17 protein-coding genes are annotated in these 16,853 nt (G+C 33.2%); 3 read left to right on the forward strand and 14 right to left on the reverse strand.

All coding sequences use genetic code 11. The annotated features are described in order from the left end of the window. Positions 1–224: 224 nt before the first annotated feature. A complete protein-coding gene (gene trxB / locus ASE40_RS13865) occupies positions 225–1,172 on the forward strand; it encodes a thioredoxin-disulfide reductase (protein WP_057117692.1) in 948 nt (315 codons plus the stop codon). Between the two features lie 167 nt (positions 1,173–1,339). Here the strand turns inward: trxB and ASE40_RS13870 are convergent, their stop codons facing one another. The 5 genes from ASE40_RS13870 to ASE40_RS13890 all read right to left on the reverse strand — a co-directional run bounded on the left by ASE40_RS13870 (position 1,340) and on the right by ASE40_RS13890 (position 5,633). Further along, entirely contained in the window at positions 1,340–2,173 is an 834-nt protein-coding gene (locus tag ASE40_RS13870; protein ID WP_057117693.1) for a GIN domain-containing protein, read from the reverse strand. An 85-nt stretch (positions 2,174–2,258) separates the two neighbouring features. Then, positions 2,259–2,993, reverse strand: coding sequence for a head GIN domain-containing protein (locus tag ASE40_RS13875; protein WP_057117694.1), 735 nt, complete (start codon positions 2,991–2,993; stop codon positions 2,259–2,261). Between the two features lie 4 nt (positions 2,994–2,997). After that, on the reverse strand, positions 2,998–4,719 hold the full coding sequence (locus ASE40_RS13880) for a PspC domain-containing protein (protein WP_057117695.1): 1,722 nt from the start codon (positions 4,717–4,719) through the stop codon (positions 2,998–3,000). 3 nt (positions 4,720–4,722) lie between these two features. Continuing rightward, positions 4,723–5,055: a PadR family transcriptional regulator gene (locus ASE40_RS13885; RefSeq protein ID WP_008464689.1), complete on the reverse strand. Its 333-nt coding sequence runs from the start codon at positions 5,053–5,055 to the stop codon at positions 4,723–4,725. A gap of 122 nt (positions 5,056–5,177) precedes the next feature. Further along, positions 5,178–5,633: a DUF4870 domain-containing protein gene (locus ASE40_RS13890; protein WP_057117833.1), complete on the reverse strand. Its 456-nt coding sequence runs from the start codon at positions 5,631–5,633 to the stop codon at positions 5,178–5,180. 254 nt (positions 5,634–5,887) lie between these two features. Here ASE40_RS13890 and ASE40_RS13895 point away from each other — a divergent pair, with 254 nt between their 5' ends. Then, complete coding sequence (locus ASE40_RS13895) at positions 5,888–6,340, forward strand: DUF4442 domain-containing protein (protein ID WP_057117696.1); 453 nt, start codon at positions 5,888–5,890, stop codon at positions 6,338–6,340. A gap of 143 nt (positions 6,341–6,483) precedes the next feature. Here the strand turns inward: ASE40_RS13895 and ASE40_RS22045 are convergent, their stop codons facing one another. The 9 genes from ASE40_RS22045 to ASE40_RS13935 form a co-directional block, all read right to left on the reverse strand. Then, positions 6,484–6,642 (reverse strand): hypothetical protein, encoded by a 159-nt coding sequence (locus tag ASE40_RS22045; RefSeq protein WP_157848512.1) that lies wholly within the window; start codon positions 6,640–6,642, stop codon positions 6,484–6,486. 108 nt (positions 6,643–6,750) lie between these two features. Then, positions 6,751–7,305: a hypothetical protein gene (locus ASE40_RS13900; RefSeq protein WP_057117697.1), complete on the reverse strand. Its 555-nt coding sequence runs from the start codon at positions 7,303–7,305 to the stop codon at positions 6,751–6,753. A 40-nt stretch (positions 7,306–7,345) separates the two neighbouring features. Next, positions 7,346–7,693, reverse strand: coding sequence for a hypothetical protein (locus ASE40_RS13905; RefSeq protein WP_057117698.1), 348 nt, complete (start codon positions 7,691–7,693; stop codon positions 7,346–7,348). Between the two features lie 173 nt (positions 7,694–7,866). After that, entirely contained in the window at positions 7,867–10,107 is a 2,241-nt protein-coding gene (locus ASE40_RS13910; RefSeq protein WP_057117699.1) for a multicopper oxidase family protein, read from the reverse strand. 3 nt (positions 10,108–10,110) lie between these two features. After that, entirely contained in the window at positions 10,111–12,642 is a 2,532-nt protein-coding gene (locus ASE40_RS13915; RefSeq protein WP_057117700.1) for a heavy metal translocating P-type ATPase, read from the reverse strand. A 314-nt stretch (positions 12,643–12,956) separates the two neighbouring features. Next, positions 12,957–13,517 carry a helix-turn-helix domain-containing protein gene (locus ASE40_RS13920; RefSeq protein WP_057117701.1) on the reverse strand — a complete coding sequence of 187 codons (561 nt, stop codon included), beginning with the start codon at positions 13,515–13,517 and terminating at the stop codon, positions 12,957–12,959. 1 nt (position 13,518) lies between these two features. Next, a complete protein-coding gene (locus ASE40_RS13925; protein ID WP_057117702.1) occupies positions 13,519–14,046 on the reverse strand; it encodes a DUF3347 domain-containing protein in 528 nt (175 codons plus the stop codon). 92 nt (positions 14,047–14,138) lie between these two features. Then, complete coding sequence (locus tag ASE40_RS13930) at positions 14,139–14,465, reverse strand: hypothetical protein (RefSeq protein WP_241774372.1); 327 nt, start codon at positions 14,463–14,465, stop codon at positions 14,139–14,141. 103 nt (positions 14,466–14,568) lie between these two features. Next, entirely contained in the window at positions 14,569–15,402 is an 834-nt protein-coding gene (locus ASE40_RS13935) for an AraC family transcriptional regulator (RefSeq protein WP_057117704.1), read from the reverse strand. 101 nt (positions 15,403–15,503) lie between these two features. Here ASE40_RS13935 and ASE40_RS13940 point away from each other — a divergent pair, with 101 nt between their 5' ends. Then, a complete protein-coding gene (locus tag ASE40_RS13940) occupies positions 15,504–16,670 on the forward strand; it encodes an MFS transporter (protein ID WP_057117705.1) in 1,167 nt (388 codons plus the stop codon). Positions 16,671–16,853 lie beyond the last annotated feature (183 nt).

Consider the following 16,853-nt stretch of genomic DNA (forward strand, 5'->3'; position numbering starts at 1 on the left):
CCTCCTGCTCCCAAAGCAGGCGCGATAACCGGGCTACGCTACACCCCGATGATGTATTGTGGTACTGCCCGAAAGCGGATGCAAAGATATAAATAATTTTTGTTTACAAAAGGAAAAAATGAAAATAAATAAAACTTATTTGAACATAGTTATTTAGGATTTATTTTAGCCTTAATTTTTTATAATAAAGTTTACATTTGCATCACAAAAAAACTATACACGTTATGTCAGATACAATAGAAAAAATTAAATGCCTTATTATAGGTTCTGGCCCTGCAGGTTATACTGCAGCTATTTATGCAGCCAGAGCAAACATGAATCCGGTTTTATATCAAGGAATGCAGCCTGGAGGTCAGTTGACTACAACTAATGAAGTAGAAAATTTTCCAGGGTATGTTGATGGAGTTACAGGACCAGAAATGATGGTTCAGTTACAAGAACAAGCAAAACGTTTTGGCGCAGATATCCGTGACGGCTGGGCAACAAAAGTTGATTTTTCTGGCGATATTCATAAAGTTTGGATTAATGATTCAATCGAATTACACTGTGAAACTGTTATTATTTCTACGGGTGCTTCAGCTAAATATTTAGGATTACCATCAGAACAACACTATTTAAATATGGGCGGCGGAGTTTCTGCTTGTGCTGTGTGTGATGGTTTCTTCTACAGAAATCAAGAAGTAGTAATTGTTGGAGCAGGTGACTCAGCTTGTGAGGAAGCTCATTACTTATCTAAACTTTGTAAAAAAGTAACAATGCTGGTTAGAAGTGAAAAATTCAGAGCTTCTAAAATCATGGAAGAAAGAGTACGTAAAACAGAAAACATTGAGATTTTAATGAATCACGATACTGTTGAAGTTCTTGGTGATAATAATGTAGTACACGCTATTAAAGCATTAAACAAAACAACTGGTGAAACGATCGAAATTCCAGCAACTGGTTTCTTCGTAGCAATTGGACACAAACCAAATACAGACATTTTTAAAGATTACATTACGCTAGACGAAACTGGATATATTGTAAATACTCCGGGAACATCTAGAACAAATGTTTCAGGTGTTTTTGTAGCTGGTGATGCTGCAGATCAGGTTTACCGTCAAGCAATTACTGCTGCAGGAACAGGATGTATGGCAGCTTTGGACGCTGAGAGATATTTGGCTTCTAAAGAATAAATTTTTTAGTTTCAAGTTTCAAGTTTTCTTTTGTTTCAGGTTATTGGAGCGCTGAAATCTTTACAATAAAAAAAATCCCAGTTAAATTAGGCTGGGATTTTCTTCTTTATATTAATGTCTTAATTTCAACTTGAAACTTGAAACAAGAAAGACTTGAAACAATAAGTTTATTTAACCTTTTTGAATAATTTCGCTTCTTCAGAAAAACGAGTCAATTCGATTTTTGGATTTCCAAAAAGAGAAAGTTCTGCTTTATCTCCGATAGCCAATGAAAGTGTTGTTTCGGCAAAAATAGTTCCTACAGCATAATTTTCTGCAGTAACATTTGCATCTTTCAGTGTGAATTTTGTTCCTGTAAATACAGAATTGTTGTCTAATCTAATTGTAGCTTTTTCGGCAATACCTTCAATCGCAGCATTTGCTTTTTGGTACAAATCACATTTAAATTTGATAGCCGAAACCAAAGTTTTAACAGATGCATTTTTACTTAGTTGTAAACTTCCATCATCTGCTTTTAAATTTAATTCAGTTTTAGATTTGTCATCTGCAATTAAAGCGAATTTTTTAGCATTAACATTCAAAAACAGTTTAGAAAAGTCAAGACAGTTCATCGTGATGTCGTCTAATTGTAATTCTTGAATAGCATAAACGATAGCCTCATTTTTTGTAATAACTTTATTCAATGAACTAGTATAAGTAACTCGAACAGATAATTTTTTAAAAATAGACGATTCTTTGTTAGTGTATAGTCGAAGCGTTTTTTCTCTTAAATCCATTCCAACAATATCGTGTAGATTATCATCGGCTTCAATTTTAATTTCATTTTTCTCTCCGCGTTCCAAATAAACTTCCAAATTATCATCGACTTCAATGGCGTCAAAACTACCAACTTCTTTTATCGAAGTCGTTACAACTTTAGAACCTTTAATTTTTTCTCTTTTTTGTGCAAAAGTTAATGTTGTAACCAATAATAATAGGAGCAGCGCTGTACTTTTTTTCATTAATTCTAGATTTGATTTTGACAAATATAAAAAAATCATCCACTTTTGATGAATGATTTCTTTTATATTTAACAGTTACTTCTTTTTAGCTTTTGTTAATGTTTCCTCCAGAGCTTGCTGATTTTTCAACTGTTTTTGGAGAACCGCTGTAATCGATGTTTCCTCCGCTTGAAGCTTCTGCTTTTAAACTTACTATCGGATGTATAGAAACAGTACCGCCGCTTGAAGCCTCTGCATGAATATCGTTTGCCATTAATTTAGCCGCATCAATACTTCCGCCGCTTGAAACCGAAGTGTTAAGATTTAAAGCTTTGCCTTCAATAGTTACAGAACTTCCGCTTCCAGAATCTACAGAGATCTTATCTGATTCAATGTTTACTTGCATCGATGCTGCGCTTGAAGCTTCTAAAATTATATCTTGCCCTTCAATAACATTTTTACTTTGAACAGATGATGCGCTTGAAGCCTCTATTTTGTCAACAACAGGCATTTTTACGGTTACTTTTTTCATTGTAATGTTACGGAAAGAATTGTATTTACAACTAATTACCAATGTTCCGTTTTCTACTTTAGTTTCAATATCTTTTTGAAGATTATCATCGGCTTCAACCGTAATTTCTCTAGAATCAGATTGTTCGATTACTACGTCAATAGCATTACTTACTCTTATATTTTTAAAATCACCTTGAACAGTTCTTTTTTCGGTGGTAACATTCCCGCTTCCTTCGATTGTGTTCATATTAAAATTGCAAGAAGCAAATAATAAGGCAGTAACAGCAGCAATTATAAATTTCGTAATATGAATGATTATTTTTATCATGGCTTTAGTTTATTTTGATTATAACTCCGTTTTTGTCAGTGGTTAGCTTTCCTTTAGTTTTTTTTCCGTTTAAAACTTCTTTTCCATTAATTTTAACCGAAACTTCATTTATTGTGTCGTTTTCAATAGTATTTACTTCGTCAGAATCATTGTCATCATTATCGTCTGCAGGACAATTTAAACATCTCACTTTTGATCCTTCAACTTTATAATTGTAATCTCCGTCATAATTTAGATTGAAGAAATCATCATCAGAATTATAGTAATCTCTTATTGAAGAATCTGGTTTAATTAATTGTCCGTCTGGAACGTACAAATAAACATCTACTTCTTGTCCTCTAAATTTGTTTTTAACATCTGTCAGAAAATAATTATCCAAAATTAATTGATTTCCGCTAATTTGAAACTTATAATTAATTTTTTCTGCTCTTTTTTTAGCGTTTGTAAAAGAATTTCCTCTTGCACTTTTTTCTATTTGAATAAAAGGAGTAGTTTCATCCGTATGTAAGATATGTAAGCGAACATCATTTGAATAAATTAATTCATTGTTTGCCGAGTCTTGTACAAATTCAAAATCTCTGTAATTATTTAGACTTTTTGTGTAATAGTCACTGTATTTAAACTTAATATATAATGTGTCAGCGGCTTTGATTCCAAAAAGTTTTTTCTCTACGACTTTGTTATCATAAGAAATTTCAGTTGCTTGTTTAATTCCGATACTAATTACAATTGCAATTGCAATAATCCAAACAGCTAAAAGAGTATACTTTGTAATATTTCCAATTGATTTTAAGTTCGGAGATAACAATTTGAATCCTAAAAGTGTTAAGAAGAAAAACGGAATTCCGACAGCAAAAAGCATCAATAAACCAAATGACCAGATTGGATATTCTGTAAAGTTTCCAGCTTCTACAAAGTTTTGCCAAGGGAAATCAATAAAAATGTTTGTTCCTAAAGTAAAAACACCAATCAATAACATGATTAAAGTTGAAATTCCAGCTATGATTAGGACAACTCCTAAAAACTTAGCAAAAATTTTAAAAACCGTCATGATAAAGTCTCCAAATGAACTACTTATTCTCCCAGCTCCCGACTTTACCTGGTTTCCCATTTTGTCATAATCTGCATTTTTGAATTTTTCAGATAATGAATCAATTTCTTCACGCACTTTTTTTTCGATGTTCGAAATAGTTACCGGCTCTCCAGTCATTTCTAATTTTTCTGAAGTTGTAACTGCTTCAGGCGTTACAATCCAAAGAACAAAATAAGCTAAAATTCCAGTTCCAAAACCTGCAAAAACGAAGATTAAGAATATAATTTTAATCCAAACAGCATCAATTCCAAAATAATGTCCTAGCCCTGTAGCGACACCTCCAATTAAACCTTTTTCTTTATCGCGGTATAATTTTTTGTGTTTTCTTTGCCCAAAATCATTGTAAGATTGATTGGTGCTTTCTTCGTCCTCAATTCTATAATCTTCAGGTTGTCCCATCACCGTAATCACTTCGTCAACATCTTTCAGTCCAACAACATGTTTCTCGCTTTTTTGTTTTTCTGATAATAATTCAGAAACACGCATTTCGATATCTTTAATAATTTCATCTTGTCCAGAAGAGTTGTTAAGTGATCGTTTTATTGCGTCAAAATAGCGTGTTAATTTTAAGTATGCGTCTTCATCGATATGAAAAAACATCCCGCCTAAGTTAATATTTACTGTTTTGTTCATGACTTATTGATTTTGATTGGTGATTAAGTTTACAGCGTCGGATAATTCTGTCCAAGTACCGCTAAGTTCGTTTAAAAATGTTTGTCCTATTTCGGTTAATCCATAATATTTTCGTGGTGGCCCAGAGGTCGATTCTTCCCAGCGATAATTTAGTAAACCGTCATTTTTTAATCTAGTTAACAACGGATAAACGGTTCCTTCTACAACTAGTAATTTTGCGTTTTTTAAAGTGTCTAATATTTCAGATGTATATGCGTCTTTTTCTTTTAATACAGATAAGATGCAAAACTCAAGAACACCTTTGCGCATCTGTGCTTTTGTGTTTTCAATGTTCATAATTTCATTTTGTTTTTTTTTGATTGAACAATTCGTTTTTTGATTGATGATGATTAATTGATGATTGATCTCGAATTTATTCTATTAGAATGAGTTCGTATAACTTTTAACCTTTTCGATGATTACTTTATAAAAGGAATCGTTAGCGGATATTTGTACAATTCTCCGTTTGAAGCTTTTATAGAAGCGTAAATCACTAAAAAGAATTCAACAAATTTTAGTAATCCAAAAAGCACTACAGCTGTAATTCCTACACTTAGCATTCCAATATGGGCTTGGAAATTAAAGTTTCTGATGTGAATATTGTGGTCATTGAAAACAGCTTCCACTGGAATATTCTGCAAGAAAACAGTTAAGAAAATTGGTATAGCAATAAGTGCTAAGATCAAACTGTAAAGCAAAATACTTAACTGAAAGTTTAAAGCTTGTTTTCCGTGATGATCTGCAAATTCAGACTTGTCTTTATAATTTGTCCAAATGATTAGCGGAAAAATATAGTTCCCAAACGGAATTATATATTGACTTAAAGTACTCAAATGAGTAAATGATGCTGTATTCTTTTCTGATGTTTTTTCCATGATGAGTGGTGTTGTTGTTTCCATGATTAAAAGTATATAGTAATTTCTTATGCAAATATATGTCTAAAAGACAGTATCTTGTTTTACATAGTACCAAATATTAACAAAATATTAACAATTATAAACTTTTAGAATGCGATTTAAATTGTTGAAAATCATTTCTAAGTATTGATTTTATTGAGGTTTTTTCCATATTTAAAGAATATATTGTGCGTGCATAGTTTTTTTGTATTTTTACATAAAAAATATATCACATGGCAGTTTCAGTTTCCAAACTCAACAAATTTGTATTATTCAAATTACCATCTGCATACATTTGCGGTGTACGTGTAAAAGCAATCGACAAAGACCGATGTGTGGTTAGTGTTAAGCACAGATGGATCAATCAGAATCCGTTTAATTCTATGTACTTTGCTGTTCAGGCAATGGCGGCAGAATTGACAACTGGAGCTTTGGTGATATCACAAATTCAAGAAAGCGGTAGAAAGATTTCAATGTTAGTAGCCAATAACAAAGGAAACTTTACTAAAAAAGCAACGGGCAGAATTACATTTGTCTGCAATGACGGACATTTAATTGCGGATGCCATTAAAAAAACAATTGAAACAGGAGAAGGGCAGACTTTCTGGATGAAATCTATTGGAACTAATGAAGAAGGAGTTCAAGTTTCTGAGATGGATTTTGAGTGGAGTGTTAGATTGAAATAGTTTTAAAACTTTGCCACGAATTTGCATGAATTATTTTTACAAATGCATTAAGCATTTCTAATTCGTGAAAATTCGTGGCGAAAGAAGACCATAAAAAAAGGCCTCAAATATTTGAGGCCTTTTTCTTTGAAATTGAGTTTCAATTATTTTTTTGCACAACAAGATTTTTTGTCTTTTTTATCTGTTGTTTTTTTACAGCACGATTCTTTTTTAGCTTTTTCTTTTGTTGCTGGTTTTGTTTCTTGAGCAGTTACTCCAATTGAAAATAAAGCGACAGTCAAAATTGTGATTACTTTTGTCATTTTGTTTAAAATGTTTATGTTAGAAAGATTATAATTGGTAAGTCAAATATAAATTGATTTTCTTCCTGTAAGAATAGTTTTAATGTTAATGTTTTTGTAAAATGAATACTAATCTTCAGAATAAAACTGAGAGACCCAATTGTCAAAATCAGCTTTGTATTTTTCTTGCGCGCTTTCCAGAATTGGTTCTGTTTCGTCTATTGGATCTAGATTAAAGTTTTCTTTTAACCAGCTAATATACTCTTGTAGATTTTCGCTTTCTTCATAATCTTCATCTTTATAAAAGTAAGCTTCTTCGTGATCAACGCTGATTTCAGTATCAAAGGTCAGTAATTGCATAAACTCAAAAATGTTTTTTGCAACAATATGATAACCGCCTTCGTCACCAAAAACCACTACAGGTAATTCGTTTAAAGATTTGTTCGAGTCATTATTCCATAAAACGTACATAGAACCCGATCCGTTTGCTTGTGCAAAAGGCATTAGTTTATCTAAAAAAGCTTCATCTTCAGACCAGCTTGAAATTCCAGATTTATCATCTTCATAAAGACCGAAACCTTGAGAATAATTTTCATATCCTAGTTCGTCGTTTATTTCGAAAAATAGTGCTAATTCATTTGTAATTTGGTTGTTGAAATTCTTTTTGAAATCTTCTAAAGTCATAGTTGGTTTTTGTAGATTAATTTATGTTTATTAGCTGTTTTTATTTGAAAAAATCGTCATCAATTTTAATGTTTAACGATTTCATGATGATGCCTTTATAATTTTCTTTCAGCAAATGATTTATTGCACTTTGTGATTTATAAATGATTTTATAGTTATCATTTTCTATTTCAATGCTTCTTATAGATTTGCTGATTTCACGTATGTTTTCATCATTCCATTTTCCTCTTCCAAAATAAATATGTCCGACTCTTTCTTCTGGATTATGGTGAATTAAATTGAAAACAATTGAATCTCCTTTTTTCATCTCATCCAATTTATCGTTTTTAACTTTCGGATTGATAATAAGTTTTACCTTGACATTGCTTTTTCCTTTATTAGTAAACAAAATACCCTGTGAAGGATCACAACTTGTTAAGAATATGCAACAGAAAAGGGGTAGTATAAAATATAGCTTTCTCATACGTTATATCCAGATTATTGATTTTGAAAACTAAGATATAATTTATTTCATTGTTAAAATGCTTTAAATGAAGTTAAATAAATTACATGTTTTAAAAATCAATAATTCAAATTAACCCCAAACCCAATTCCCATATCGCTGTCATAATGTGTTGTAATTCCGAAGTTTCTGGCTACTATATATTTCAGCCCAGCCATATATTCTTTATCCGTATTCCACATTAAATTCATTCGAAGTCTTTGCGAAAGAGGAATATCTTTTCGTTCAAATTGTAAACGAACATTTCCATCCGTATAAACCTCAACTTGTGCTTTTATGAGCATTGGTAAAGTATATTCTACACCCGCACTAAAAACCGAACGATTGTCTTTGGTGTTTTTTTGACCAAAAATATTTTGTTCCTGTTCGTCCATTCCCATTTTTCGGTATCGCCAGTCAAAACCTATAAAAGGCATTAACCATTGATTCTTTCCAATGTAACGTCCAATATGTGTTTCCGTTTCATAACCATGTTTGTCGTTATAACCCAATCTCCATTCCGTTCCAATGCTCCAACGGGTGTTGCTGAACATCGCTTCACCATCATTTCCGTTACTGGCAAAATCATTTTCTGCCATAAAATGAAACATACGGTCGTCCATTTTCAACATTTTGAAAGCCATTTCAGGATGATGAATCAACGGATTTGGTGCTGAATTTTCGTAACTGAAAATTCTACCCATTCCAGCCATCATATGATATAAAATATGACAGTGGAAAAACCAGTCACCATCAGCATTTGCCTGAAACTCGATTGTGTCGGTTTCCATCGGCATAATATCGATGACATTTTTTAGCGGTGAATAATCGCCATGTTCGTTCAATATTCTAAAATCATGTCCGTGTAAATGCATCGGGTGGCGCATCATCGAACCATTGTACAGCACAATTCGAACGTTTTCTCCTTTTTTAATTAAAATCTTATCCGTTTCAGAAACTACTTTATTGTCTAAACTCCATACATAACGATTCATATTTCCAGAGAGCGTAAATCGTAATTCTTTTACTGGCGCATCTTTTGGTAGATTGGTTTTAAAAGGCGATTTCAGCATTCCGTAATTCAAAGTCACAATTTCGGAGGTTTCAGTGCTGTCACTTTTCATTTCCATCCCTTCCATATTATGACCAGAATGATCCATTGGTTTTGAATTTTCATCTTCACCAGAAATTTCGGGATACATTACGGCGTTCATGTCCATTTTATTCAAAGACATATTCATACCCATATCGTTCATTTCGCCGTTCATTTTCATCATGTCGTTCATCATTTTCATGCCTTCAAAATATTTTAGTTTTGAAAGATGATGAATGGGCTGTTTTTCTCCATTTCCTAAAAATAAAGAAGCAGATCCTGTTCGATCTTCGGCTGTAGCCAAAAAAGCAAAAGATTTATTATCTTCCGGAATTGTAACCACAATATCATAGGTTTCAGAAACGGCAATAATTAAACGATCCACTTCTACAGGTTCAACATCATTTCCGTCACTAGCGACAACGGTGATTTTTCCTCCGCCATAAGTCAGCCAGAAATAACTCGAAGCACCTCCGTTTGCAATTCTTAAGCGGACTTTCGAACCGGGTTTAAAATCAGAAAGTTGTTGCTCGTTTTTACCATTTAGAAGAAACTTTTCATAATAAACATCACTCACATCCATGGCATTCATTCGCTTCCATTCGTTGGTAACCTTGGTTGAAAAATGTCCTTGTTTTACTGCTTCGGCGTAACTTTGCGTTGTTCCTTTTTTAATAGCAAACCAATCGTTGGCATTGTGCAGCATTCGCTGAATATTCTCAGGTTTCAAATCCGACCACTCGCTTAAAATAACTGGAATTGTCGGTAAATCGTCGATTCCCTTTCTGATTGTTGAATCGTCTTTTTTCTTATTGATGATAAAAAGTCCGTATAAACCAATTTGTTCCTGTAAACCAGAATGACTGTGATACCAATAGGTTCCGTTCTGAATAATCGGAAATGTATATTTATGAATTGTTCCAGGCTCAATCGGCATTTGAGTTAAATACGGAACTCCGTCTTCTTTATTAGGCAGAAATAACCCGTGCCAATGCATCGAAGTACTTTCTTTTTTGAGATCGTTATGAACATAAATTTCTGCAATATCACCTTCGGTAAAAGTTAGAGTTGGCATTTGAATTTGCCCGTTAACAGCAATCGCTCGTTTTTCTTTACCCGAAAAATTGACAATTGTATCGCGAACGTATAAATCGTATCGCACCACTTTTTGTGCTTTTAGCTGAAAAGCAATTAAAAAAAGTACAAGTATATATTTGATCTTACTCATAAATTATAATTTTAAATTTCTTAATCGCAGAGCATTTACGATTACCGAGACAGAACTCAAACTCATTGCAACCGCGGCTAACATTGGCGAAAGCAAAATCCCTAAAAAAGGATATAAAATTCCTGCTGCAATTGGCACGCCCAAAGTGTTATATATAAAAGCAAAAAATAAATTCTGTTTGATGTTTGACATTACAGCATGACTGAGGTTTTTTGCTTTTACAATTCCGTTTAAATCGCCTTTTACTAAAGTAATTTTGGCACTTTCAATCGCAACATCAGTTCCTGTTCCCATCGCAATTCCGATATTGGATTGCGCCAAAGCAGGAGCATCATTAATTCCGTCACCTGCCATTGCCACAATTTTTCCTTGTGCTTGAAGGCGTTCGATTTCTTTCAATTTATCTTCCGGAAGGCAATCGGCTTTAAAGGAACTTAAATGTAAATGTTCAGCAACGGCTTTTGCGGTATTGTGATTATCGCCCGTCATCATGATAACTTCAACACCTTGAGCGATTAATTCTTTAATTGCTTTTGCACTATTTTCTTTGATGGCATCGGTAATGGCAACATAGCCTAAAACTTCTTTTTCAATAGCAATATATGAAATGGTTTTTCCAAGATTTTGCTCGGCAGTTACTTTACTTTCTAAATCATCAGCAACAGAAGCGCCTATTTCTTCCATTAATTTTTTATTTCCTAAAGCGACTTTTTTGTTTTCGATCGTTCCAATAACTCCTTTTCCAGCAATGGTTTCAAAACCCTGAACTTCTTTTAGAGAACTGTTTTTTGCTTTCGCGAAAGAAACTACGGCCTGCGCCAAAGGATGTTCGCTATGTTGATTTAAAGAGGCAATATTTTGAAGCAGAAAATCTTCGTCATTATGAATTGCAAATATTTTTTCTACAGATGGTTTTCCTTCGGTAATGGTTCCTGTTTTATCGGTAATTAAAACATCAATTTTATTCATGTTTTCTAAGGCTTCGGCATTTTTGATTAAGATTCCGTTTTGAGCGCCTTTTCCAACACCAACCATAACCGACATTGGAGTTGCTAATCCGAGTGCACAAGGACAGGCAATAATTAAAACCGCAATGGCATTGATTAATCCGTAAACGTAAGCGGGTTCTGGACCAAATTTTGCCCATGCAAAAAAGGTTACAATCGAAATAATAACAACTGTAGGAACAAAATATTTAGAAACACGATCGGCTAATTTCTGAATTGGAGCGCGAGATCTGCTGGCATCATTTACCATTTGAATAATTTGCGACAACATGGTTTCTGATCCTACTTTTTCTGCAAGCATTACAAACGATTTTGTACCGTTTATAGTTCCAGAAATTACCGCATCGCCTGTTTTTTTATCTAATGGAATAGGTTCGCCAGTAATCATCGATTCGTCGATGCTGCTTTCTCCAGAAGTAATTTTTCCGTCAACCGGAATTTTTTCTCCAGGTTTTACACGAAGTAAATCGCCTTTTTTAATATTGTGAATAGAAATTACTTTATCATTTCCATTTTCGACCAAAGTTGCTTCTGTTGGTGCTAATTTTAATAATTCTTTTATGGCTCCATTAGTTTGTCCGTGTGCTTTGGCTTCTAGCAATTGTCCTAATAAAACTAAAGTGATAATTACGGTCGCAGCTTCAAAATACAAATGAATCGTTCCGTGATGCGATTTGAACTCTGCTGGAAAAATATCTGGAAAAAACATTCCAACAATACTAAATAGAAAAGCAACGCTGGTTCCTATTCCAATTAAAGTAAACATATTTAAGTTCCAAGTCACAATAGATTTGTAAGCGCGAACGAAAAACATCCATCCTGCATAAAACAAAACAGGAATCGAAAATAAAAGCTGAACCCAATTCCACTTTTCGATGGACATTATATTGTAAAGTGGATTATTCGGAATCATTTCTGACATAGAGATAATGAATATTGGAAGCGTAAATAAAATCGCAATTTTCATTTTTTTCAATAAATCAGAATAAGTTTTGTTTTCTTCAATTTCAGAAGCCTGCATCGGAACCAAATCCATTCCGCAGATCGGACAATTGCCTGGTTCGCTTGAAACAATCTCCGGATGCATCGGACAAGTAAATTGCGTTGCTGTTATGGCAACTTGTGGTACTAAATCCATTCCGCAGACTGGGCAGTCTCCGGGTTTGTTGTATGTTTTGTCGCCTTCGCAATGCATTGGGCAGTAATAAACACCATTTGCGCTGTGCTGATGTACTTTTTTAGTTTCTGTTTTATGATGATCGTGATTGTCTTTTTTATGACCAGAACAGCAAGATTTAGCAGCTTCGCCATGATTTTTAGGAGAATCCATTTCAATAGTATAATTTCCCGCCGCAGTTAAAACTTCTTGGAATTTTTCGGTTGGAACATGTTTGTCCATTGTTATGGTTGCGGTTGGTGGATTCAGAGTTACTTCTGCCTGAACGCCTTCAACTTCATTTAAAGTTTTTTCGACTTTGGTTCGGCATCCGTTACACGACATTCCTGAAATTATATATTGATGAGTCATTGTATTGGTTTTTAAGTATTACAATGCAAATTTCCGAAGTATCTGTGAGTTCGGTTTGTATAATTTTGGGAATGATTTGTAAGATTTACTAAATGCTGTTTTTTAACGCAAAGAGCGCAAAGATTTACGCAAAGCAAGCGAAGGGTTATTTTTTTAAGATTTAAAAGTTCTCAAAGCTTTAGCATTATGAACTTTGCACATAAAAGTTAGCCACAGATTAAAAAGATTAACACAGATTTAAAAATCCTTTTAATCCTTATAATCTGTGGCTAATAAACTTTGTGTAAACCTTTGCGCTCTTTGCGGTTAAATAACTACAAGTTCTCGATCTGGATACGCTTTTTATCTTTCGATTGTTTGAACGAAGTAGGAGTAAAGCCCGTAATTTTTTTGAATTGATTGCTCAAATGTGCCACATTACTGTAATTTAAAATATCAGCAATTTCACTAAGCGAAAGCTCATTGTAAATTAATAGTTCTTTTACTTTTTCGATTTTCTGACTAATGAAATATTTTTCGATTGTTGTGTTTTCAATTTCAGAAAAGAGATTGCTCAGCGAATTATAATCCTGACTTAGATTTTCGGCTAAATAATCGGACAAGTTGATTTTTAAATCATTGTTTTTATGATGAACCAAATCGACAATTAAGTTCTTTATTCTTTCGACGGTTTTTGTTTTTTTATCGTCAATTAAATCAAAACCTAAAACTTGAAGGTTTTCTAATAGAACTTCTTTTTGCTCGTCGCTGATTTCTTTTTCCAGTTCGACTTCACCCAATTCAACAGAAATAGTAGGAAGTCCGAGTTTTTCGAACTCAGACTTCACAACCATTTTGCATCGGCTGCACACCATATTTTTGATGTAAAGCTTCATATTATTTAATCGTTTCTACCACATTTCCGCAAGTCAGCATAGAAGAACCATAATATGGGTTTTTAACTGCTTTTTCTTTGCTCAACCAATCAGCATCTGCCATTGGGCAGTATTGTTTGTAAATTGGCTGTTCTGGACTAGAAACTTTTATAAGGTCATATGTGTTTTTAGATAAAGATTTAAAAGTCTCACGTTGTTTTTTAAGATCTGTTGTTGCCGAAATATTTTTGGCATCAGCAGTAAGTTTTTTTACAACTTTCATCCAAACCGTGTGCTCATTACTTTTTAATTTATCCATTTTTACCGCAGTAATGGCATTTAGTAAATCTTTGGCTTTCGCCGAAGTTAATTTGCTGTCACTTTTTATAAGTGCATCCTTTACGGTAAAATAAGCGTCATACACATTTTGCAATTGAGAATCTGCAGCTTCAATTGCTGTTATTTCAGATTTAGCTGTGTTAGCTTGAATGTTATTTGCAGAAAATAATAGAGTGACTGCTGCTGTGATAGCTATAATTGATTTTTTCATTGTTGTTATGTTTTAAAAAGTATTAAGAATGTCCTTTTAGTTAAAAATTCGTTTTAAAAAAGACCCAATATGGGCTGTCAAAAATAGAATAGTTATATTTTCGGCTTCAGCCAAATAGAAGTAAAGCCAGAAGAAATAGTTACTTCAGGATAAAATGAAAAAGTATTTTTTAGAGAAAAATTAAATACATCGTTAGGTAAATTAAAATCATTTGAATTTAAAATAATGTATTGTAATGCTGAGGTATTGCAGCCTGTGTGAGTGCATTTTCCGTTGCAATTGTGTTTTTCTTTTTTGGTGTTTTTGTTTTCACAGCATTTTTTAGAACAGAAGTTTTCCTTTTTAGAAGTCATTTCCATGTTGTGACCACTATTGCATGCATAATTAAAACTCGGAGTTAAAAGGAAACTGAGTGTCATTAAAAACATGAATATGTGGATTTTTCTAGGCAAGGAAATTATTTTTTGAAATACAAATTTAACTAAAAATACTCGAGTAAATCATTTTTTAAGATTTTGATAACTAGAGTTTTTTAAAATCAGTTGGTTTCATGTTTTTGCGTTTTTTAAAATAATTAGTTAGATGACTTTCATCGGTAAAACCAAATTCATATGCAATTTGTTTAATTGGTAATTGATTGTTATGGAACCTTTTCTCGATTAAAGTTGTTCTCAGATTATGAATGTACTCGCGATAACTGATACTGAAAGTCCTTTTAAAATAAGCACTGAAATAAGTCTGGGCAATATTAAAATGATCTGCAATAACTTTTATCTGCACCAATTTGGGCTGGTAAATATTTTGATGAATATAATTGGCAATCTGTTCATTGTCTAAATGCGTCGATTTCATCTGCAGATTCATACCGCGAATCGTTTCTTTAATCAAACCAAAAATGGAAAGGATCTGGTAAAAAACAATCGGCGAAGAGGTGACATCTATATATTTACCATAGGTAACGATGTTTTCAACAGTATTTTTCAGGATAGTTTTACAGGGTTCGTCAAACTTCAAAACCGTTTCTTTGAGAATTTTATCCCGCATAAAACTTTCTGGTGTATTCACGAGGAATTCATCGCAGGTTAGATTTTGTTTGGAGTTGAAATAATTATCTGTGAATTTGATAAAAGTAAATTTGGTGCTCTTTTTAATATCAAAATAGTGTTTGTCGTCTGGCGAAATTACAAATAGATCTCCCGCTTTATAGGGTAGTAGGTTGTTATTTAGGTGATGAATTCCGCTTCCTTTTTTGATGTAAATAATCTCATAATAGGTATGAGTATGCGGAGGCAGATGAAACTTTTCTTCCTCAAATTCATCCAGAACAAGGGTTTTAAATTGATTTAATTTTGGCATAACTTAAATATACAATTTTATATCACAAATATACAATTTCTATCACTGCTAATGATGTTAATTTTGCAACGTAGAAATTTATTCCTTTCTACTTTAATGAAATGAAAAAAAGTCTTATTGCACTCTCTTTAGGAGGGTTAACTATTGGAATCACAGAATTTGTAATGATGGGCTTGCTGCCTGATATTGCTTCGGATATGAAAGTTTCAATTCCAGTGGCAGGATATTTAATTTCTGCTTACGCTCTTGGAGTTGTTATTGGCGCTCCCTTATTAGTAATCGCAGGAAGGAATTATGCACCTAAAAAAATGCTTTTAATATTAGCTTTAATGCTGGCTGTTTTTAATGCTTTGTCTATTATTGCTCCAGATTATAATTTTCTATTTGCCTCTCGATTTCTTTCTGGTCTGCCGCACGGAGCATTTTTTGGAGTAGGAGCGGTAGTCGCAAGCCGTTTGGCAGATAAAGGAAAAGAAGCGCAGGCAATTTCGATCATGTTTGCCGGATTGACTATCGCGAATTTAATAGGTGTCCCAATCGGAACTTATATTGGTCATCACTTTATTTGGCGTTATACCTTTGTATTAATTGCTTTTGTTGGTTTGCTGACCTTTTTAGCTATTTATTTATGGATGCCGAATCTTGAAAAGGGTGAAAGTGTGAATATGAAAACACAACTCCAATTTTTTAAGAAAACAGAAGCATGGTTAATTATCGGAATTACAGCGATTGGTTTTGGCGGTTTATTTGCTTGGATCAGCTACATTGCCCCGCTATTAATTAATGTGTCAAAATTTTCGCCAGAAGATGTTTCTTATATTCTGATTTTAGCCGGATTAGGAATGGTAGTTGGAAATTTTGCAGGTGGTAAACTAGCAGATAGATTTTCTCCAGCGCCAACAACGCTAGCATTGCTTCTGGTTATGTCAGTTGACTTGGTTTTGGTTTACTTTTTCTCCTTTAACCAATATTTTTCATTATTTCTAACTTTCCTAACAGGAGCGATATCATTTTCGGTTATTGCGCCAATTCAAATGCTGATGATTCGTACTGCAAAAGGCGCAGAGATGATTGCTTCGGCATCGCTTCAAGGAAGTTTTAATATTGGAAATGCATTAGGAGCTTTTTTAGGCGGACTACCTTTGGCTGCAGGACTAAGTTATTCTTCTCCCAATTTAATTGGAGTAGGAATGTCAATTATCGGAATGATTATAACGTTCATTTTGATGAAGCTACATCGTAAGCAATTAGCTGTACAGCACATTTAATAAATCTTTATAATTTTTTAAAGCCCTTAACTTTTGTTTAAGGGCTTTTTTTTGCTTTAAACGCACTGGTCTTAAATGAGAATTTTATTTCTAACCCTTTTACAATGCGTTTAAGTCAGAAAATACATTTTAAATTCTAAAGGGTTTTCGATTAAAAATTAATTTTTTTTTCGCCTTAGGCTC

The organism is Flavobacterium sp. Root935 (genome assembly GCF_001429295.1).
Lineage (GTDB): Bacteria > Bacteroidota > Bacteroidia > Flavobacteriales > Flavobacteriaceae > Flavobacterium.